Below are 19,495 nucleotides of genomic sequence, written 5' to 3'. Positions count from 1 at the left end.
CACGCACGGCCGACGCGGGGCTCGGCGTCTCAGACGCGCGGCTTCTCGCGCATCTCGTACGTCGCGATGACGTCGTCGACCTTGATGTCGTTGAAGTTGCCGAGGTTGATACCGCCCTCGTAACCCTCGCGGATCTCGGTGACGTCGTCCTTGAAGCGACGCAGGCCCTCGATGTTGAGGCTCTCCGCGATGACCTTGCCGTCGCGCAGGAGCCGGGCCTTGGTGTTGCGCTTGACCTCGCCGGAACGGATGAGGACACCCGCGATGTTGCCGAGCTTGGAGGAGCGGAAGACCTCGCGGATCTCCGCCGTGCCGAGCTCGACCTCTTCGTACTCCGGCTTGAGCATGCCCTTGAGGGCCGCCTCGATCTCCTCGATCGCCTGGTAGATGACCGAGTAGTAGCGGACGTCGACGCCCTCGCGCTCGGCCATCTGCGTGGCACGCCCTGCGGCGCGCACGTTGAAGCCGATGACGATGGCGTCCGAGCCGGTCGCCAGGTCGATGTCCGACTCGGTGACCGCACCGACGCCGCGGTGCAGCACCCGGATGTCGACCTCTTCGCCGACGTCGAGCTGGAGCAGCGAGGACTCCAGGGCCTCGACCGAACCGGAGGCGTCGCCCTTGATGATGAGGTTGAGCTGCTTGATCTCGCCCTCCTTGAGCACCTTGTCCAGGTCCTCCAGGGAGACGCGCCGGGTGCGCTTGGCGAACGCGGCGTTGCGCTCGCGGGCCGCGCGCTTCTCGGCGATCTGGCGGGCGGTGCGGTCCTCGTCGACGACGATGAAGTTGTCGCCGGCGCCGGGGACGTTGGTGAGACCGAGCACCTGGACGGGCGTCGAGGGACCGGCCTCTTCGACCGTGTTGCCCAGGTCGTCGAGCATGGCCCGGACGCGGCCGTAGGCGTCGCCCACGACCATCGTCTCGCCGACCCGCAGGGTGCCGCGCTGCACCAGGACGGTCGCGGTGGCACCGCGGCCCTTGTCGAGGTGCGCCTCGATCGCGATGCCCTGCGCGTCCTGCTCCGCGTTGGCGCGCAGGTCGAGCGAGGCGTCGGCCGTGAGGATGACGGCCTCCAGGAGGCTGTCGATGTGCAGGCCCTGCTTCGCGGAGATGTCGACGAACATCGTGTCGCCGCCGTACTCCTCGGCGACGAGACCGAACTCGGTGAGCTGGCCGCGCACCTTGGTCGGGTCTGCGCCCTCGACGTCGATCTTGTTGACGGCGACGACGATCGGCACCTCGGCGGCCTTGGCGTGGTTGAGCGCCTCGACCGTCTGCGGCATGACGCCGTCGTTCGCCGCGACCACGAGGATCGCGATGTCGGTGGACTTCGCACCACGGGCACGCATGGCGGTGAACGCCTCGTGACCGGGGGTGTCGATGAAGGTGATGCGGCGGTCCTCGCCGTTCACCTCGGTCGTCACCTGGTACGCGCCGATGTGCTGCGTGATGCCGCCGGCCTCGCCCGCGATCACGTTGGTCTTGCGGATCGCGTCGAGCAGGCGGGTCTTGCCGTGATCGACGTGACCCATGACGGTGACGACCGGCGGGCGGGCCGTGAGCAGCTCCTCGCCGCCCTCGTCCTCGCCGAACTCCAGGTCGAAGGACTCCAGGAGCTCGCGGTCCTCCTCCTCGGGGCTGACGATCTGAACCTTGTAGTTCATCTCGTTGGCGAGGAGTTCCAGCGTCTCGTCCGTGACGGACTGGGTCGCCGTGACCATCTCGCCGAGGTTCATCATCACCGCGACCAGCGAGGCCGGGTTGGCGTTGATCTTCTCGGCGAAGTCGGTGAGCGAGGCACCACGCGACAGGCGAACGGTCTCGCCGTTGCCGCGCGGCAGCATCACGCCGCCGACCGACGGGGCCTGCATGGCCTCGTACTCCTGGCGCCTCTGCCGCTTCGACTTGCGACCACGACGCGCCGGACCGCCGGGACGCCCGAAGGCACCCTGTGTGCCACCGCGGCCACCCGGGCCACCGGGACGGCCGCCGAAGCCGGGACGGCCACCGCCGCCACCGGGACGACCGGCGAAGCCGCCGCCACCGCCACCGCCGCCGGGACGGCCGGCGAAGCCGCCACCGCCGCCGCCACCGGGACGACCGGCGAAACCGCCGCCGCCGGGACGACCGCCGCCGCCACCGGGACGACCACCGGCACCGGGACCGCGGCCACCGGGACCGGGACGCGGGCCGGCGGCGGGACGCTGCGGCATCATGCCCGGGTTCGGGCGGGGCCCGGCACCGGGACGCGGGGCCTGCGGACGGGGCATGCCGCCCGGGGTCGGACGCGCGCCGCCCTGGGGACGGGGACCGCCCTGACCGGCGCCGCCACCCTGCGGGCGCGGGCCACCGGGGGCACCGGCACCGCCGGGACGCGGGGCGCCGCCACCGGGACGGGGCGCCTGCGGGCGGCCCATGCCGGTCGAGCCACCGGAGGTGAAGGGGTTGTTGCCGGGACGCGGTCCGGCGGGACGACCGCCCGGACGCGGGGCCTGGCCACCGGGACGCGGGGCCTGGCGGTCACCGCGACCCTGACCGCCCTGCTGGCCGCCACCCTGCTGGGGACGGCTGCCGCCGGGCTTGGGCGCGCCACCGGGACGCGGAGCCGACGGAGCGGACTGGCCGCTCTGCGCGGGCGCGGCGGGCGGCGCGGTGAACTCCGGCGTGGACGGCGCCGGGGCGGCCGGACGGGCCGGGCCCGGACGGGGGCCGGGAGCCGGGCGCGAGGCCGGGGCCTCGGTGCGCGCGGCGGGGGCCTCGGGCGCGGCGGGGCGCGCCGGGGCCGGCTTGGGCGCCGCGGGACGCGGCGCCGGGGAAGGGGTGGGGGCGGACGGCGAGGGTGCCGCCGGCCGTGCGGGCGCCTGCTTGCGCGGCGCGCCGGGACGGGGGCCGGACTTGCCGGAGCCACCGCCCTGCTGGAATGCGTCAGTCAGTTTGCGCACCACCGGCGCCTCGATCGTCGAGGACGCCGAACGGACGAATTCACCGAGTTCTTGGAGCTTGGCCATGACGACCTTGCTCTCTACGCCGAACTCCTTGGCGAGTTCGTATACCCGGACCTTAGCCACTTCGCTCCTTTGAGGTCCGGGGGGCGCCGGACCGTCGCTACTTCATGGGCGTACTCATCGCGTACTCATCGAGTGCTCATCGCAATCTCGACCTACTTCCGACTCGCGAGGTACCTGGGCCGCACGGCGGTTCCGCGCGGCGCTTCTTACGGTGTTGCCTGCTCGACATAGCGACGGAGTTCCGCCGTGTCGAGCGGTCCCTGGACCCGGAGGGCCCGGGGGAATGAGCGGCGGCGCACCGCCAGCTCCGTACAGGCCGGTACGGGGTGTACGTACGCACCCCGGCCGGGCAGCGTACCGCGCGGGTCGGGGAGCAGGACTCCGTCGACCATCACAGTGCGCAGCAGTTCGTTCTTGGCCGCTCGCTCCCGGCACCCGACACAGGTGCGTTCAGGGCAGGGGCGGGCGTGCGTCCGACCAGACACTCTTCAGTCTACCTCCCCGTAACGACCCCATCCCTACGGGGGAAAGATCGAACGGCCATCTGTGGCGAAGCGCCGCGCGGGCGGACTCCGCTCGTCCTGTGCTGTGTTCCGCGTGCGTGTTCCCCGCGGACCGCGCGGGGTGCGAGGCCACTGGGGTGATCGTGCCTTGCGGGGGCGGGGTGGTGCACGTGGGTATCGGGCTCTTCGGGGCGGGGGCGGGTGCCGAGCCGTGCGGGGCGGGGTGGAGGGGCGGGGCCACGTCGCGGCGCGCGACGGGGCCGTACCGTGCGCCGTTGCCGCGTCGCTCCTACGGCGCGGGGGCCGCGCGGCGCGACGTCGCCACGTACGGCGGGGGGCGTCGCTGTACGCCGGGGCGACGTCGCTACGTGGCCCGAACCGTTACGCGCCGTGGCGTATTCCACGGCGCGTGGTGGGCGGACGTTGCGACGCCCGTGCGGCGCGCAGGGGCGCGAGAGCCAAGCGGTGCGACAGCCGCGACGCCACAGCCGCGGCGTGCCGCCCCTTTGCGTCACCTTCCAGGCGGTTCCCCCGCGAGGTCAGCCCCGGGCCGGTCGGCGGTCCGCGCCGCGGGCGGGAGCGTTGGCGCCGGGCTCGCGGCCACCGTGCCGGTCCCCCGCGCGGGGCTCGCGCCCGTTCGCGTTCCCGTCCTCCTCCGGCGTCTCAGTGTCGGGGCGGATGTCGATGCGCCAGCCGGTGAGGCGGGCGGCGAGGCGGGCGTTCTGGCCCTCCTTGCCGATCGCCAGCGAGAGCTGGTAGTCGGGCACCGTGACGCGCGCGGAACGCGTCGCGAGGTCGACGACCTCGACGTGGCTGACGCGCGCCGGGGAGAGCGCGTGGGCGACGAGGTCGGCCGGGTTGTCGGACCAGTCGACGATGTCGATCTTCTCGCCGTTCAGCTCGGCCATCACGTTGCGCACCCGGCCGCCCATGGGGCCGATGCACGCGCCCTTGGCGTTGAGCCCGGAGCGGTTGGAGCGGACCGCGATCTTGGTCCGGTGCCCTGCCTCGCGTGCGATGGCGGCGATCTCGACGGACCCGTCGGCGATCTCGGGAACCTCCAGGGCGAAGAGCTTCTTCACCAGGTTCGGGTGGGTGCGCGACAGGGTGACCGAGGGACCGCGCATGCCCTTCGCGACGCGTACGACGTACGAACGCAGCCGCATGCCGTGCGTGTACTCCTCGCCGGGGACCTGTTCCTGCACCGGCAGGATGGCCTCCAGCTTGCCGATGTCCACGAGGACGTTCTTCGGGTCGCGTCCCTGCTGGACGACGCCGGTCACGATGTCGCCCTCGCGCCCGGCGTACTCGCCGAGCGTCGCGTCGTCCTGCGCGTCGCGCAGCCGCTGGAGGATGACCTGCTTGGCCGTCGTCGCCGCGATGCGGCCGAAGTCGGAGGGCGTGTCGTCGAACTCGCGCGGCCGGGCGTCCTCGCCGAGATCGGCGAGGTCCGCCTCCTCTTCCTTCACCCACACCGTCACGTGGCCGGATTCGCGGTCGAGGTGGACGCGGGCGCGGCGGTGGCTGTGCTCCGTGCGGTGGTACGCGATGAGGAGCGCCGACTCGATCGCCTCGACCAAACGGTCGAAGGAGATCTCCTTCTCCCGGACCAGACCCCGCAGGGCACTCATGTCGATATCCACGGCTACGCCTCCTTCGGCTTCGGTGCCTGCTCGGCCTCGGCCTGCTCGGCGTGCTGAGGAGCGGCCTCGGCCGTCCTCTCCTTGCGGTTGAACTCGATCTCCACGCGCGCCTTGGAGATCTCGGGGAATTCCAGCCTGCGACTGGTCGGCTTGCGGCCCTTGACGCCGGGGACCTCGAGATCGAGGCCCGCGTCGTCCGTCTTCAGCACCCGGGCCACGAGCTCGCCGCCCTCGGCGAGCTGGAAGCGCACGAGGCGGCCGGTGGCGCGCACGTAGTGGCGATGGGCGGTGAGGGGGCGGTCGGCACCGGGCGAGGTGACCTCCAGGACGTACTCGTTCTCGCCCATGGCGTCGGTGTCGTCCAGCACGGCGGAGATCTCGCGGCTCAGCTCGGCGCACGTGTCCAGCGAGACGCCCGAGTCCCCGTCCACGACGATCTGCAGCACTCTGCGCCGGCCTGCCGGAGTCACGGTGATCTCTTCGAGATCGAGGTCCCTGGCGGTGACGAGGGGCTCCAGGAGTTCCCGCAGCCTCTCGCTCTGGGTGGTGCTCATCCGGGTGACTCCTCGGCCGCGTGTGCTGTTGTGATGCGTCATGTCTCGGCTCAAAGGGTATCCGGTCGCGACGCGGAGTGGCGCCACTCGACCGGGTGTATCCCGCTACGGCATCGGGGCGACGTCGCGCGACACGTCGCGCGCGGCGCCATCGCCCCGTCGTGACGCGGCGTCGGCGCGACGTCGCCGCCCCGATGCCGCCTTCCGGTGGACGAACGGTGCGTACGAGCGGCCCGTGCCTCTGTGCGAGGCGCGGACGCGGGTACGGTGATCACCGCAGTGCCACCACACTCCTGAACGGGCGGTACCTCGTCCACGACGCGACGCCGCCTCGTGGACGTGACGCGACGCACACGTCGCGCGGCGCGGGGCCTGAGGCGTGGACGCCGCGTCGCCCGGCGCCGCGACGTCGCGGCGTGCACGCCGCGTCGCGGGGCGACGTCCGGCGCGGGGCGACGTCCGGCGGGGCGTACGCGCCGCGTCGGCGACACGTCGCGTCGGCCGTACGTCGCGTCGGGCCCTACGTCGCGCGCTCCGGAGCTGTGACGGCACCGCACCGCCGCCTCGTCGCCCCGCTCCGCCGTATCGCTGTCGCCCCGTATCGCTGTCGCCCCGTCCGTCGTCGTCCGTCCGCCGTTCTCGCCGCCTTCGTACGTCACCGCCCCGGACCGCCTCGCGCGCCGCGTCCCCACGCGACGTGGCGTCGTCGGCGCGGGCGACGGCGCCACGGGCGCGCGACGTCGGCACCGAATCCGCCGAGGAAGTACGCCGTGCCGCCACCGCCCACCCCGGGTCCGCTACCCCTCCCCCGCCCTTCGCGCCGTCTGCTGCTCGCCTCGGGTACGGCGCTCGCGGGCGCGAGCCTGCTGACCGGCTGCTCGGACGATTCCGGCGCCGCCGCATCGCGACGTCGCGCGAAGGCCGAGACCACCGCCGCGCAGAAGCTGAGCCGCGTGGCGGCGCGCGACAGTGCCGAGCTGACGGCGCGTTACGACGCGACGCTCGCGGCGCACCCCCGGCTCGACGCGACGTTGCGCCCGCTGCGCGCGCAGGTGACGCGACACCGCGAGGCGTTCGACGCCGCAGGGCGCGGGGCGACAGGTACCCCGTCGCCGGACGCTTCGTCCTCCGCCCCGGGGCGCGCGGCGGGCGCCGCGGCCGCGAGCGCGTCGCCCGCCCCCACCGTCGCGTCCGACGAGAAGACGGCGCTGCGCGACCTCGCCACGGCGGAGAGGAAGCTCGCGGACCACCGTGCACGCGCCCTCGTGGACGCTCCGGGAGAACTGGCGCGACTGCTCGCCTCGGTGGCCGCCGCCGGCGCCGCACACGCCTACGTACTCGGCGCCGCGGCCACGTGAGGCCGCGTGCGAGCCGCCCCGCACGGGAGCGGGTGGACCAGGAGCCAGCAGGAGGAGTCGCCGGTGTCTGAAAATGCTCGTACGCGCGTCGGAAAATCCGATGCCAGGGAGCGGGAGCGCAAGGCCGCGCAGGCGGCACTGCGCGCGGAGCACGCCGCCGTCTACGGCTACGGCGTCGTCGGCGGGCGCGTCGCCGCGACGCGCCGCGACGACGCGCGGGCGGCGTACGACGCGCACCGCGCGCGACGTGACGCCCTGGAGCGCGACGTCACCGACCTCGGCGGCACGCCGGAGCCCGCCGCCGCGGCGTACACGCTGCCGTTCGCGGTACCCGACGCCGCGGCGGCGCTGAGGCTGGCGGGGGCCCTCGAAGAGCGCGTCGCGGCGGTGTACGCCGACCTCGTGCGCGCGGCATCGGGGCAACGTCGCGCGGACGCCGCCGCCGCGTTGCGCGAGGCGGCGGTCCGCGCGGTGCGCTGGGGCGGCGACGGCGTAGCCTTCCCAGGTCTGGCGGAACGATCGAATTCGGCCAAGGAGTCCGGGAAGGAGCCTCCGGCTTCCCCGTCACCGCAGGACTGACCGCCCGGTACCCGCCGAAAGGATGCGCCCCGCATGGTCCTCGAACCTCCCCGGCGACTCGTACGGGCCCTGGCGGAGGACCCCGGCGCGGACGACGCGGCGGCCTGGCTGGACCGGCTCCCCGAGCTGGCCGAGGTCGCCGCGCACCACCACGGTGTCCGCGTGGAGCGGCTCCTCCAGCCCGGCGGGCGCAGCGGCGTGATCCTGTTGGTACGTCGCGCGGACGGCACGCCCGCCGTTCTCAAGCTCGCGCCGCCGCACGCGCGTCCTGCCGCCGAGGCGGCGGCGCTCGCGCGGTGGGGCGGACTCGGCGCATGCCGCCTTCTCGCCGCCCCCGCGGCCGGCACGGAAGACGGCGCGGAGGAGGGTGCGGGGCACGACGCGGCACCCGAGGACTTGACGAGGTGCGGGGCGACGGCGCTCGCCAGTGAACGCGGCCTGCTCCTGGAGCGTCTGCGCCCTGAGATCTCGCTGAGTTCCCTGCCGCAGGCGAAGGCGATGCTCGAAGCCGCGGAGACGGTGCGCAGGTTGTGGGTGCCGGTGGCCGACGAGTCGCCGTACGAGACGCTCGCCGCACGCACGGAGCGGCAGGCCGCCCGCATGCGCGAGACGGCGGGCCCGCTCGTCCTGCCCCTCGTCGAGAACGCCCTCGCGGTACGACGCGACCTGCTCGGCGACGCCACGCGGCCGGACGCGGAACGCGTGCTGCTGCACGGCGCCTTCCGGCAGGCGAAGGTCCTCGCGGGCGAGCGGCTGCCGTGGCTCGCGGTCGGACCCGAGCCCGTGATCGGGGAACGCGCCTACGACGTCGCACGCCTGGCGCGTGACCGACTGGAGGACCTCGTCGCGAGCGACGGCGGGGCGAGCACCGCGCGACGTCGCGTCGCCAAGCTCGCGGACGCCCTCGACCTGGACCGCGACCGGGTCCAGGGCTGGTCCCATTTCCGCGCGACGGCAGCCGGCGTGGCCGCGCTCGCGGCGGGGCGCCGACAGGAGGGCGAGACACTGCTGGAGTTCGCGGCCTGGCTGTGAGGCCCAGCGCGGCTGGCCGCGACGGCGTCGTGAGCGGAGCGACGTCGCGTACAGGCGCGACGCCGCGTACGGATGCGGCACGGCACGTCGCGTACGCGATCCCCGCCACGTCGCGTACGCGCGCGCCGTACGTCGCGTACGCGCAACGCCCCCACGTCGCGACGTCCCGCCGCGTACGTCGCGTGCGACCAGGCACGATGCGGCGGGGTGCGGCGGGACGTCGCGTGACGCCCGGCAGGGCGACGTACCCCTGGCGGACGGCACGCACCCGCGGCGAGCACCTCGCCGTCCCCGTACCGCACTGTTCCCCTCACCGGACCCGCGCACCCACGCCGAAGCGCGGGACGCCGCATGACGTCCCGCGCTTCGGGGTGGGTGGTGCCGGGGGTCTTCGGCCGGCTCAGGCGGTAAGGCGGGCGACGGCTTCCTCGACCGGGAGTTCCTCGCGCTCGCCCGTACGGCGGTCCTTGAGCTCGACGACGCCCTCAGCGGCGCGGCGGCCGGCGATGACGGTCTTCGGGACGCCGATGAGCTCCGCGTCCGTGAACTTGACGCCCGGCGAGACGCCCGCACGGTCGTCGACGAGGACGCGCGCGCCCGCGGCGGCGAGCTTGTCGGCGATCTCCAGGGCCAGCTCCGTCTGGAGGACCTTGCCCGCGGCGACGACGTGCACGTCGGCGGGCGCGACCTCGGCGGGCCAGCACAGGCCCTTGTCGTCGGCGGTCTGCTCGGCGAGCGCGGCGACGGCGCGCGAGACACCGATGCCGTAGGAGCCCATCGTGACGCGGACAGGCTTGCCGTTCTGGCCGAGGACGTCGAGCTGGAAGGTGTCGGCGTACTTGCGGCCGAGCTGGAAGATGTGGCCGATTTCGATGGCGCGGTCGAGGTGGAGCCCCTGGCCGCAGTTGGGGCAGGGGTCGCCCTCCTCGACGACGACGACGTCGAGGTAGTCGTCGACCTCGAAGTCGCGGCCGGCGACGACGTTGCGCGCGTGGGTGTCGGGCTTGTTGGCGCCCGTGACCCAGGCGGTGCCGGGGGCGACGCGGGGGTCGGCGATGTAGCGGATCTTCAGGCCCTGGGGGCCGACGTAGCCGCGTACCAGCTCGGGGTTCGTCTCGAAGTCCTCGGCCGTGACGATGTCCACGACGGCGGGCGCCAGGTGCTCGCCGAGCTTGCCGAGGTCGACCTCGCGGTCGCCCGGGACGCCGACGGCGACGATCTCGCCGTCCACCTTGACCAGCAGGTTCTTGAGCGTCGCCGAGGCCGGGACGCCGAGGTGCTCGGCGAGCGTCTCGATCGTCGGCGTGTCGGGGGTGTCCAGCTCCTCGACCGGGCCGTGCGCGGAACCGTCCACCGCGGCGCCCTTGAAGGTGACGGCCTCGGTGTTCGCGGCGAAACCGCAGTTGGGGCAGTCGGCGAAGGTGTCCTCACCGGCGGCGGCAGGGGCGAGGAACTCCTCGGAGGCCGAACCACCCATGGCGCCCGAGACGGCGGAGACGATGCGGTAGTCGAGGCCGAGGCGCGCGAAGATCTTGCGGTACGCCTCGCGGTGCAGCGCGTACGACTCGGCGAGGCCCTCGTCGGTCGTGTCGAAGGAGTACGAGTCCTTCATGACGAACTCGCGGCCGCGCAGCACCCCGGAGCGGGGACGCGCCTCGTCGCGGTACTTCGTCTGGACCTGGTAGAGCATGACCGGCAGGTCCTTGTACGAGGTGCACTGGTCCTTCACGACCTGCGTGAAGATCTCCTCGTGCGTGGGACCGAGCAGATAGTCGGCGCCCTTGCGGTCCTTGAGCCGGAAAAGCAGGTCGCCGTACTCCTCCCAGCGCCCGGACGCCTCGTAGGGCTCCCTCGGGAGGAGCGCGGGCAGCAGCACCTCCTGCGCGCCGATGGCGTCCATCTCCTCGCGGACGATCTGGGAGATGTTGTCGAGGACCTTCTTGCCGAGCGGCAGCCAGGACCAGATACCGGCGGCCGTGCGGCGCACGTAGCCGGCGCGGACCAGGAGCTTGTGGCTGAGCGTCTCGGCGTCCGCCGGGTCGTCACGCAGTGTCTTGACCATCAATCGGGACATGCGCTGGACCTGGGCCATGGTGAACTCCTGCGAGGAAAGGGTGATGGCTACGAGGTTAGCCGGGGCCCAGGGGCTGGCGGAAATCGGTTATGCCCCGTGGGGGCGCGGGCCGCGCAGAGGCAACGTCGCCCCCATCACCGCGTACGGCAACGGCGCGCCCGGGAAGGCGATCTGCCGCGCGAGGTCGCGGTAGCCGAGCGAGGCGTAGAGGCCGCGCGCGGGAGTGTCCCGGTCGATGGCCGAGAGGATCGAGCGGGGCTGCGGCGCGGCGTCGGTGAGGCCGGTGATGAGGGCACGGCCGATGCCGCGGTTCTGGTGACGCGGGTGGACGTGCAGTTCCGTGATCACGAAGGAGTCGTCGAGCCACTCGTCGTTGCCGAGTCTGCGCAGGTACGGCTGCACGACCGTCGACCACCAGTGGGCGCGGTCGTTCGGGAGGCCGTAGACGAAACCGACGAGGCGGTTCTCGGCCGTCGTGGCGCCGAGCGCCCGGGCGCCGGGAACGCCGAGGTGCCGCAGCACGATGTGGTGCCGTACGTCCATCTCCTCGTCGGTGAGGCCGAAGGCGAGGGCTTGCACGGCCAGTGCCTCGTCGACGCGGGCGGCCAGATCGAGCGGGCCGACCGTGATCTCGTCCGGGGTCCTGGGGGTGTGCCCGGGGTTGCTCGACATGCGGGGAGACTACCGGGCGCCGGGGGGCGGGGCGCCGGGGAGGGAGCGGGGCGCGAGGGCGGGGCATGGGGTGGGGGCGAGGGCGACGTCGTTCGGCGCGGGACGGGACGGTGCGCGTGGCGAGATGTGGGGGGGGCCGCGGGCGGCGCCGTTCGGCGCGGGACGGGACGGGGCGCGTGGCGAGACGTGGGGTGAGGCCGCAGGCGACCTCGTTCGGCGCGGGACGGGACGGTGCGCGTGGCATATGCGACGTCGCGCGCGACGCTCTGTTCCTCGCGCGACGTGGAGCGCCAACTCGGGAACACGTCGCGTGAGTTGTACGTCTCGCGTGAGTTGTACGTCGCGGGGGCGCCGCCCCAGTCGCCCGCCGCGACCGCCACGCCCGCATCGACGGTCAGTACGCGCCGTGCCGATGGTCAGTACGCGCCGTGCCGACGCTCAGTGCGCGCCGTGCCGACGCTCAGTGCGCGCCGTACCCGTCTCGGAAGACCGGCACCTTCTCGCCGGCATCGACGGGCACGCGCAGTCTGTTCTGGCGCGGCGGCATGGGGCAGTTGTACTGGTCCGAGAAGCCGCACGGGGGCACGAAGGCACGGTTGAAGTCGAGCACGACGCGCTGCGGCCCGACGTCCCGTTCGTCGCGGTGCACGAAGAGGAAGCGGCCCGCGCCGTAGGTGCTCGTCCCGTTCGTCGGGTCGCCGAAGACGAGCAGCAGGGTGCCGTCGTCGTCGAAGGCGCTGAGGGTGTAGGCGGCGCCGTCGAGAGTGAGCCGCAGGTCGCCGGGGACGACGAGGTCGCGCGTACCGCCGTTGTCGCGGATGTGCTCGAAGGGGACCGTCCTGGCGCCTTCCACCGGCTCGTACTCGGCCTCCAGGACCCAGTCGGGGCGGTACGGGAACACGTCGACGGAGTCGAAGTGACGCATGGCGGGCGAGCGCGGGTCCCAGCGACGCAGTCCGTACTCGGGGCGTCCGCTGACCGGCTCGGTGCGCTCCAGGGTCGTGAGGGTCTGCCCCTCCTCCAGTTCGGCCCGCGCCGCGTCGAGGTCGGGACGCTCGCCCGGCGGGGACCAGCGGGTCTCGACGAGGGCGAGGTTTCCTTGTGGGGCGGTGAGGGCGGCGCGACGTCGCGCGCGCCAGTCGTCCCAGGCGGCGTAGTCCCTCGCGATGTCGTGGGCGCCGGCGTCTCCGTTCGCGCGGGCGCCGTCGGTGGGGTCAGTCATGTCTTGCCTCGCTTCTCGGGGGTGGGGGCGTCTGGCACGGGGCGTGCGCAGGGCAGGGGCGGGCGGCCGGTGCCGCGTTGCGCAACACGTCGCGTGCGACCTGCACGAACGTCGCTTCGCGCGGGCGCGACGTCGCGTCGTCCGGAGCCGTGTCCGGCGCCCGGGTGTTGGGGCCAAGATCGCGGAACGGGGCCGGCGCTCCGTTCAGAAGAGGATGCTCGCGAAGGTGCCCGTCTCCTGGAAGCCGACCCGGCGGTACGTCGCGCGCGCGGCGGTGTTGAAGTCGTTCACGTACAGGCTCGCCACCGGGGCTATGTCGCGCAGCGCATACGCGAGGACCGCCGCCATGCCGGGGGCGGCGAGTCCACGACCGCGGTACTCCGGATCGATCCAGACGCCCTGGATCTGACACGCCTCGGGGGTCGCCGCGCCGATCTCGGCCTTGAAGACGACCTTGCCGTTGTCGATGCGGGCGAAGGAGCGCCCGGCGTTGACCAGTTCGGCGACGCGCGCCTGGTAGAGGAGCCCGCCGTCGCCCGCGAGCGGCGAGATGCCGACCTCCTCGGTGAACATCGCGACACAGGCGGGCATCAGCGTCTCGACCTCGTCGCGGCGCACGCGGCGTACAAGCGGGTCGGGAAGCGTCTCGGAGGGCTGGTCCGTGGTCATGAGCGGCTGGCAGGCCCGGACCTCGCGCGCGGGGCCCCAGTACGGTTCGAGCAGGGACCAGAGCAAGCGGGTGGGTTCGGCCGGACCGACGATCGAGGAGCAGCGCCGGCCCGCGCGACGAGCTCGTTCCGCGAAGGCGCGTACAGCGTCTGGCGTCGCGCAGATGGGGACGAGATTCGCGCCCGCGTAGCACAACGACGTGAGGTGCCCGCGCTGGTACCAGCCCCACATCTCGCCACCGAGCCGCCAGGGGTCGAGACCGGCCACCTGGACGCGGGAGGTGACGAAGGCATTCGCCACCGGGTCCTGATGCAGGACTGCCAACGCGGCGTCCAGGTCTTCGGGACCGAGGACCCTGGTGGTGGTCTGAGTCAACACGTTCGAAGCGCCTCACCGTACGGGCTACTGGTTTTGGCACTGTACCCGCCGCGGGGACGACGCGCTCCGGGGACGGGGAGCACCGGGCCGAGCGGCAGCACGGAGCGCGGGCGCGGGGCTGGGTCGTGCAGCAGTCCGCGGCGCCGCATATGCCGTCGGCGCATGCGATGTAGCCTCAGCAGGGGGCGATGCGCCGCGCACTCTCAGCCCCCGTCCCCGCATCCTCGCGCGACGTGGCATATGCGACGTCGCGTGTGACCAGGCACGATGCCGCAGGGCGACCCCACTGACGCGACGTCGTCGCACGCGCGGTCGCGGCGTAGCACCGTCACCGCGTAGCAGCGTCACGGCGTGGCACCGTCGCGCCGAATCGCCGGCACACGCGCAAGCGGCCCGGGGACGTGAGCGTCCCCGGGCCGTCAGCGGTGTGGTTCAGCTGACGGAGACCTCGGGCTCACCGGAGGTGATGCCGTCGGCCTCCATCTGGGCGGCGATCTTCTGCGCCTCGTCGATGAGGGTCTCCACGATCTTGGACTCGGGCACGGTCTTGATGACCTCGCCCTTGACGAAGATCTGGCCCTTGCCGTTGCCGGAGGCGACACCGAGGTCGGCCTCGCGAGCCTCGCCCGGCCCGTTGACGACGCAGCCCATGACCGCGACGCGCAGCGGGACCTCCATGCCTTCGAGCCCCGCCGTGACCTCGTTGGCGAGCTTGTAGACGTCGACCTGGGCGCGCCCGCAGGAGGGGCAGGAGACGATCTCCAGGCGGCGCGGCTTGAGGTTGAGGGACTCCAGGATCTGGAGGCCGACCTTGACCTCCTCGGCGGGCGGCGCCGAGAGGGAGACGCGGATCGTGTCGCCGATGCCCTCGGCCAGCAGTGCGCCGAAGGCCACGGCGGACTTGATGGTGCCCTGGAAGGCCGGTCCGGCCTCGGTGACACCGAGGTGAAGGGGGTAGTCGCACGCCTGCGCGAGCTGGCGGTAGGCGTTGACCATCACGACGGGGTCGTTGTGCTTGACCGAGATCTTGATGTCGCGGAAGCCGTGCTCCTCGAAGAGCGACGCTTCCCACAGGGCGGACTCGACGAGCGCCTCGGGGGTGGCCTTGCCGTACTTCTGGAGCAGCCGCTGGTCGAGCGACCCGGCGTTGACGCCGATACGGATCGGCACGCCCGCGTCGCCCGCGGCCTTGGCGATCTCCTTGACCTTGTCGTCGAACTGCTTGATGTTGCCCGGGTTCACCCGGACCGCCGCGCAGCCGGCGTCGATGGCGGCGAAGACGTACTTCGGCTGGAAGTGGATGTCGGCGATGACGGGGATCTGCGACTTGCGCGCGATGACGGGCAGCGCGTCGGCGTCGTCCTGCGTCGGGCACGCGACGCGCACGATCTGGCAGCCGGAGGCCGTCAGCTCGGCGATCTGCTGGAGCGTCGCGCCGATGTCGGAGGTACGTGTGGTGGTCATCGACTGGACGGACACGGGGGCGCCGCCACCGACGGGGACGCTCCCGACCTGGATCTGCCGGCTCTTCCTGCGCTCGGCGAGCTGGGTAGGAACGGACGGCATTCCCAGTGAAATCGCAGTCATCTGCAGTGCAACCCCAACGTGTGGATATCGGTCCCGGAATCCTCGGGCTCCGTCACCCGAGGTTACGTCACTACCGGATCGAGGGAACACGGACCCGCACCGGGTCACCTGTTCGTCGGTCGCGCGCCACCTGCCCGGCGCCGCGCGGACCACGGCGGTATGTCGCGTACCGCCTCGTCCCGGCCGCGTACGGCGCCACGTCGCGTGGCGGTACGTCGCGTCCTGACGTCGTCGCGCGCTGCCGTACGGGGCGCTACGTCGCGCGTCGTACGTCGCGCCGTCGGAACGGACGAGATGCGACGTACGACGCGAGGCGCGAGGCGCGGACGCAGCGTGGGGCCGGCGCCGCGGCGTGGGCGGCGTCGCGACGTGTACGAGCGCGGCGCCCTCGGACACGTAGCGGAAACGCGTCCGCCACGACGCGACGTCGCATATGCCACGTCGCGTGTGACGAGGCACGATGCGTGCCGCGCCGCGCTCGCCACGCGCCCGACGCGCCGTCGCGCGCCACGCGTCGTCTCCGCGTGGCGCGCGACGGACGGCGCGCGACATACGCCGTCAGGTGATCTTGACCGGGTTCACCAGGTCCGCGATGAACACGAGCAGCGTGAAGCACACGAAGATGCCCGCGACCACGTACGCCACCGGCATCAGCTTCGCGACGTCGAAGGGGCCCGGGTCGGGGCGGCGGAAGACGCGGGCCGTGTGGCGGCGGACCGCTTCCCAGAGCGCGCCCGCGATGTGGCCGCCGTCGAGGGGCAGCAGGGGCAGCATGTTGAAGAGGAACAGGGAGAGGTTGAAGCCCGCGACGAGGAAAAGCATCATCGCGATCTGGTTCTCCGGCGGGATGTCGAGGGTGAAGACCTCGCCACCCACGCGCGCCGCGCCGAGGACGCCCATGGGCGAGTCCTGCTTGCGCTCCCCGCCGTCGAACGCCGCGTTCCACAGGTCGGGGATCTTGGAGGGCAGCGCCAGCATGGACTGGACGCCGTTCTCCATCATCGTGCCCATCTGGTCGACGGACTGCCCGAAGGACTGCTTGACGATGCCCGAGGCCGGCGTGAAGCCGAGGAAGCCCGCGGTGACGTACTGGCCGTCGACGATGCCGCCGTCGCCGTCCGTCTTGGCGACCTGGTTCTCTATCACGTCGGCGTGGAGCGTACGGCGCGTGCCGTCGCGTTCGACCGTGATCGTCGCCGCGCCGTGCGAGGCGCGGATGCGGGACTGGAGGACGCTGTAGTCGTCGACGGACTGCCCGTTGTACGCGACGATCTTGTCGCCCGGCCTGAGTCCCGCGGCCTTCGCGGGTGCGGGGGCGTCGCCCTTGGCGCAGGTGTCGCGGTTCTCGCTCTGGTTGATGACGCAGTCGGAGACCGTGCTGACCGTGGTGGTCTGCGTGTTCAGGCCGAAGGTCATCATGACGCCGAAGAAGATCGCGACGGCGAGCACCAGGTTCATGAAGGGGCCCGCGAACATGACGATGACGCGCTTCCACGGCTTGCGCGTGTAGAACATGCGCGTCTCGTCGCCCGGTTCGAGTTCCTCGTACGCGGCGGAGCGGGCGTCCTCGATCATGCCGCGCCAGGGCGACGTGGAGCGCGCCTCGATACGTCCGTCGGGGCCCGGCGGGAACATCCCGATCATGCGGATGTAGCCGCCGAGGGGCACGGCCTTGACGCCGTACTCGGTATCGCCCTTCTTGCGCGAGAAGAGCGTCGGCCCAAAGCCGACCATGTACTGCGGCACGCGGATGCCGAAGAGCTTCGCGGTGGAAAGGTGCCCCAGCTCGTGCCAGGCGATCGAGAACAGCAGCCCGATCACGAAGACGACTATGCCGAGGATCGTCATCAATACGGTCACGCAGTGGCCTCCACTGTCGCCTTCGCAGCAAGTTCGCGTGCCCGGGCCCGTGCCCAGGTCTCCGCGTCGAGAACGTCCTCAAGCGTCAGGGCGGTTCCCGCGGCGGGCGTGCCGTGCTCGGCCACCACGGCGGTCACCGTGTCCATGATCGCGTTGAAGGCGAGGGCGCCCTTGAGAAAGGCGTCCACACATTCCTCGTTGGCGGCATTGAACACCGCCGGCGCCGTCCCCGCGAGCCGCCCCACGTGCCGGGCGAGTCCGACCGAGGGGAACGCGTCGTCATCGAGCGGGAAGAACTCCCAGGACGACGCGGTGCTCCAGTCGAATCCGCGCGCGGCGTCGGGCACGCGCTCGGGCCAGCCGAGGCCGATCGCGATGGGGCCGCGCATATCGGGCGGCGTGGCCTGCACGAGCGTCGAACCGTCCACGAACTCGACCATCGAGTGCACGTAGGACTGCGGGTGCACGACGACCTCGATGCGGTCGAAGGGGATGTCGTAGAGGAGGTGCGCCTCGATGACTTCCAGACCCTTGTTGACGAGCGTCGCCGAGTTGACGGTGATGACCGGGCCCATGGACCACGTGGGGTGGGCCAGCGCGTCCTGCGGGGAGACGGTGGCCAGTTCGGCCCTCGTACGGCCGCGGAAGGGGCCTCCGGAGGCCGTCACGACGAGCTTGCGCACCTCGGCGCGCGTGCCGGCGGCGAGCGCCTGGAAGAGCGCGGCGTGCTCGGAGTCGACGGGGATGATCTGGCCCGGCGCCGCGAGTTCCTTGACGAGCGGGCCGCCGACGATGAGCGACTCCTTGTTGGCGAGCGCCAGCGTGCGCCCGGCCTTCAGTGCCGCGAGCGTGGGGGCGAGGCCGATGGACCCGGTGATGCCGTTGAGGACCGTGTGGCACGGCGACGCCGCGAGGCGCGTCGCGGCGTCGGGGCCCGCGAGGATCTCCGGCAGCGGCTCCGCGCCGTACTGCGCGGAGAGTGCCTCGCGCAGCTGAGGCACGACGTCTTCGCGCGCCACCGCGACGTGGTCCACGCGCAGGCGGTACGCCTGCTCCGCGAGCAGGCCGACCCTGCCGCCCGCCGCGGAGAGCGCGGTGACCCGGAAGCGGTCCGGGTTGCGCAGGACGAGGTCCACGGCCTGCGTACCGATGGAGCCCGTGGAGCCGAGCACGACGATGTCGCGGCGTCCCGGCGTGGCGTCGTAGCGGAGGTGGGGGTCGGCGAGTGGAGCAGGACTGTCGGTCATCCCCCCATTCTCGCCATAAGACCTGTGCGAGAGGACAGCGAGTCCCGGAAGTCACCCGGCGGGCGGCGTCCAGATGTAGGGCGTCGTGGTCGTGAGCTCCAGGAAGCCGAGGCGGCGCAGGATGGGCGCGCTGTCGGCACTCGCGTCCACCTGGAGGTACCGGACGCCGCGCGCGGCGGCGGTCCGGGCACGTGCCGCGACCGTCGCGCGGTACAGGCCGCGCCCACGCCACGCGGCGAGCGTGGAGCCGCCCCAGAGCCCGGCGAAGTCGGTGCCCGGGACGAATTCGATACGGGCGGCGTGGAGGGGGGTGGAAAGCGGTGCGGGGGTGGTCGCGGGCTCGGCGGCCCGCGTGGCGGGGGCAGGGACGTCGCGCAGGGCGGCGTACGGGGCGGGGGCGATGTCGGGCGCGGCGCGGGAGGCTGCGTCGGACGCGGCGTCTGGTGTCTGGGGGCGCGTCGTACGCGACGTGACCGCGGGCGCGGCATCCGGGTCGGGCTCGACGAGGAGGACGGTCATGTTCTCGGGCGACGTGGTCAGGATGCGGTGGAGTTCGTCGGCGCGGGGACGGGACTCGCCCCAGACCTCCTCGTTCATGGCGTCGATGCCGCGGAGGTCGGCGAGCGACGTCGCGCTCCGCATCCTGAGGCCGTCCGGCAGGCGGGGTTCGAGCCGGGCGAGGTCCTCCGTGCGGCCGACGAAAACGGTTTCGGGCTCGTCGGGGACGAAGCCCGCCGCGCAGAGCCGCTCCGGCAGATCCTTCTGGGCGTCGTGGCCACGCGTCTTCCACTCGGTCTCGATGCCCAACTCGGCGTACCTGTCGCGTTGCCTGGCGATCAGCGCGTCCAGAGCGTCGCCCTCCACGCCGAGGTCCCTCGGCCCGGTGATGTAGCCGGTTTCGATGCCGGTGAAGCGCACGAGGGGCCCGTCGCGCTCGACGCGTGCGCGCGGGTCGGCGAACTCGTTCTCGCCCCGCAGTTGCGTGTCGTAGGCGGCGAGGAGGGTGCGGCGGAGTTCCTCGTCCGCGAGGAAAGACTCGTCGGGCGAGGGGGTGGGACGCGGTGTCGGTGCGTTGCTCATGGGGGTGACCATGGCGCGCGGCGGGGTCC

General features: G+C 72.7%; 15 protein-coding genes. 3 read left to right on the top strand and 12 right to left on the bottom strand.

Going from position 1 to position 19,495, the window contains the following annotated elements:
* Positions 1-29: 29 nt before the first annotated feature.
* The 4 genes from infB to rimP form a co-directional block, all read right to left on the bottom strand.
* On the bottom strand, positions 30-3,068 hold the full coding sequence (gene infB / locus ACIP4O_RS15295; RefSeq protein WP_401574903.1) for a translation initiation factor IF-2: 3,039 nt from the start codon (positions 3,066-3,068) through the stop codon (positions 30-32).
* Positions 3,069-3,214: 146 nt separating this feature from the next.
* Entirely contained in the window at positions 3,215-3,493 is a 279-nt protein-coding gene (locus tag ACIP4O_RS15290) for a YlxR family protein (protein ID WP_164290752.1), read from the bottom strand.
* Positions 3,494-4,050: 557 nt separating this feature from the next.
* Positions 4,051-5,154, bottom strand: a complete 1,104-nt coding sequence (gene nusA / locus ACIP4O_RS15285) for a transcription termination factor NusA (RefSeq protein ID WP_401574902.1) — start codon at positions 5,152-5,154, stop codon at positions 4,051-4,053.
* Between the two features lie 2 nt (positions 5,155-5,156).
* The gene (gene rimP / locus ACIP4O_RS15280; RefSeq protein ID WP_401574901.1) at positions 5,157-5,708 is read right to left on the bottom strand and encodes a ribosome maturation factor RimP; all 552 of its coding nucleotides are present in this window, start codon (positions 5,706-5,708) and stop codon (positions 5,157-5,159) included.
* Between the two features lie 770 nt (positions 5,709-6,478).
* Between rimP and ACIP4O_RS15275 the strand changes: the two genes are divergently transcribed.
* The 3 genes from ACIP4O_RS15275 (at position 6,479) to ACIP4O_RS15265 (ending at position 8,677) form a co-directional block, all read left to right on the top strand.
* The gene (locus tag ACIP4O_RS15275) at positions 6,479-7,066 is read left to right on the top strand and encodes a hypothetical protein (RefSeq protein WP_401574899.1); all 588 of its coding nucleotides are present in this window, start codon (positions 6,479-6,481) and stop codon (positions 7,064-7,066) included.
* 63 nt (positions 7,067-7,129) lie between these two features.
* The gene (locus tag ACIP4O_RS15270) at positions 7,130-7,645 is read left to right on the top strand and encodes a ferritin-like domain-containing protein (protein ID WP_401574898.1); all 516 of its coding nucleotides are present in this window, start codon (positions 7,130-7,132) and stop codon (positions 7,643-7,645) included.
* Between the two features lie 33 nt (positions 7,646-7,678).
* Positions 7,679-8,677 carry an aminoglycoside phosphotransferase family protein gene (locus tag ACIP4O_RS15265; protein WP_401574897.1) on the top strand — a complete coding sequence of 333 codons (999 nt, stop codon included), beginning with the start codon at positions 7,679-7,681 and terminating at the stop codon, positions 8,675-8,677.
* Between the two features lie 400 nt (positions 8,678-9,077).
* On the opposite strand, the gene ACIP4O_RS15260 is transcribed toward ACIP4O_RS15265, so the two are convergent.
* The 8 genes from ACIP4O_RS15260 to ACIP4O_RS15225 form a co-directional block, all read right to left on the bottom strand.
* The gene (locus tag ACIP4O_RS15260) at positions 9,078-10,769 is read right to left on the bottom strand and encodes a proline--tRNA ligase (RefSeq protein ID WP_401574896.1); all 1,692 of its coding nucleotides are present in this window, start codon (positions 10,767-10,769) and stop codon (positions 9,078-9,080) included.
* Between the two features lie 69 nt (positions 10,770-10,838).
* Positions 10,839-11,423 carry a GNAT family N-acetyltransferase gene (locus ACIP4O_RS15255; protein ID WP_401574895.1) on the bottom strand — a complete coding sequence of 195 codons (585 nt, stop codon included), beginning with the start codon at positions 11,421-11,423 and terminating at the stop codon, positions 10,839-10,841.
* 460 nt (positions 11,424-11,883) lie between these two features.
* Positions 11,884-12,645 carry a DUF1684 domain-containing protein gene (locus tag ACIP4O_RS15250; protein WP_401574893.1) on the bottom strand — a complete coding sequence of 254 codons (762 nt, stop codon included), beginning with the start codon at positions 12,643-12,645 and terminating at the stop codon, positions 11,884-11,886.
* Between the two features lie 204 nt (positions 12,646-12,849).
* Complete coding sequence (locus ACIP4O_RS15245) at positions 12,850-13,692, bottom strand: GNAT family N-acetyltransferase (protein ID WP_401574892.1); 843 nt, start codon at positions 13,690-13,692, stop codon at positions 12,850-12,852.
* 432 nt (positions 13,693-14,124) lie between these two features.
* Entirely contained in the window at positions 14,125-15,279 is a 1,155-nt protein-coding gene (ispG, locus tag ACIP4O_RS15240; RefSeq protein ID WP_401574891.1) for a flavodoxin-dependent (E)-4-hydroxy-3-methylbut-2-enyl-diphosphate synthase, read from the bottom strand.
* Positions 15,280-15,837: 558 nt separating this feature from the next.
* Positions 15,838-17,139 carry a site-2 protease family protein gene (locus ACIP4O_RS15235; protein ID WP_361330381.1) on the bottom strand — a complete coding sequence of 434 codons (1,302 nt, stop codon included), beginning with the start codon at positions 17,137-17,139 and terminating at the stop codon, positions 15,838-15,840.
* Positions 17,136-18,386 carry a 1-deoxy-D-xylulose-5-phosphate reductoisomerase gene (gene dxr, locus ACIP4O_RS15230; protein ID WP_401574890.1) on the bottom strand — a complete coding sequence of 417 codons (1,251 nt, stop codon included), beginning with the start codon at positions 18,384-18,386 and terminating at the stop codon, positions 17,136-17,138. Before dxr ends, ACIP4O_RS15235 begins: the two co-directional genes overlap by 4 nt.
* A 51-nt stretch (positions 18,387-18,437) precedes the next feature.
* On the bottom strand, positions 18,438-19,466 hold the full coding sequence (locus ACIP4O_RS15225) for an acetyltransferase (protein WP_401574888.1): 1,029 nt from the start codon (positions 19,464-19,466) through the stop codon (positions 18,438-18,440).
* Positions 19,467-19,495 lie beyond the last annotated feature (29 nt).

The sequence above is a fragment of the Streptomyces sp. NPDC088923 genome (assembly GCF_044749745.1).
In the GTDB taxonomy this organism is placed as follows: domain Bacteria; phylum Actinomycetota; class Actinomycetes; order Streptomycetales; family Streptomycetaceae; genus Streptomyces.
Note: the sequence above shows the minus strand (reverse complement) of the source record. Positions and strands in the feature narration are given on the sequence as shown.

Coding starts and splice junctions, on each gene's coding strand:
- dxr (WP_401574890.1), bottom strand. CDS start 18,386: ATGACCGACAGTCCTGCTCCACTCGCCGACCCCCACCTCCGCTACGAC.
- ACIP4O_RS15265 (WP_401574897.1), top strand. CDS start 7,679: ATGGTCCTCGAACCTCCCCGGCGACTCGTACGGGCCCTGGCGGAGGAC.
- ACIP4O_RS15255 (WP_401574895.1), bottom strand. CDS start 11,423: ATGTCGAGCAACCCCGGGCACACCCCCAGGACCCCGGACGAGATCACG.
- ACIP4O_RS15260 (WP_401574896.1), bottom strand. CDS start 10,769: ATGGCCCAGGTCCAGCGCATGTCCCGATTGATGGTCAAGACACTGCGT.
- ACIP4O_RS15250 (WP_401574893.1), bottom strand. CDS start 12,645: ATGACTGACCCCACCGACGGCGCCCGCGCGAACGGAGACGCCGGCGCC.
- ACIP4O_RS15225 (WP_401574888.1), bottom strand. CDS start 19,466: ATGAGCAACGCACCGACACCGCGTCCCACCCCCTCGCCCGACGAGTCT.
- ispG (WP_401574891.1), bottom strand. CDS start 15,279: ATGACTGCGATTTCACTGGGAATGCCGTCCGTTCCTACCCAGCTCGCC.
- rimP (WP_401574901.1), bottom strand. CDS start 5,708: ATGAGCACCACCCAGAGCGAGAGGCTGCGGGAACTCCTGGAGCCCCTC.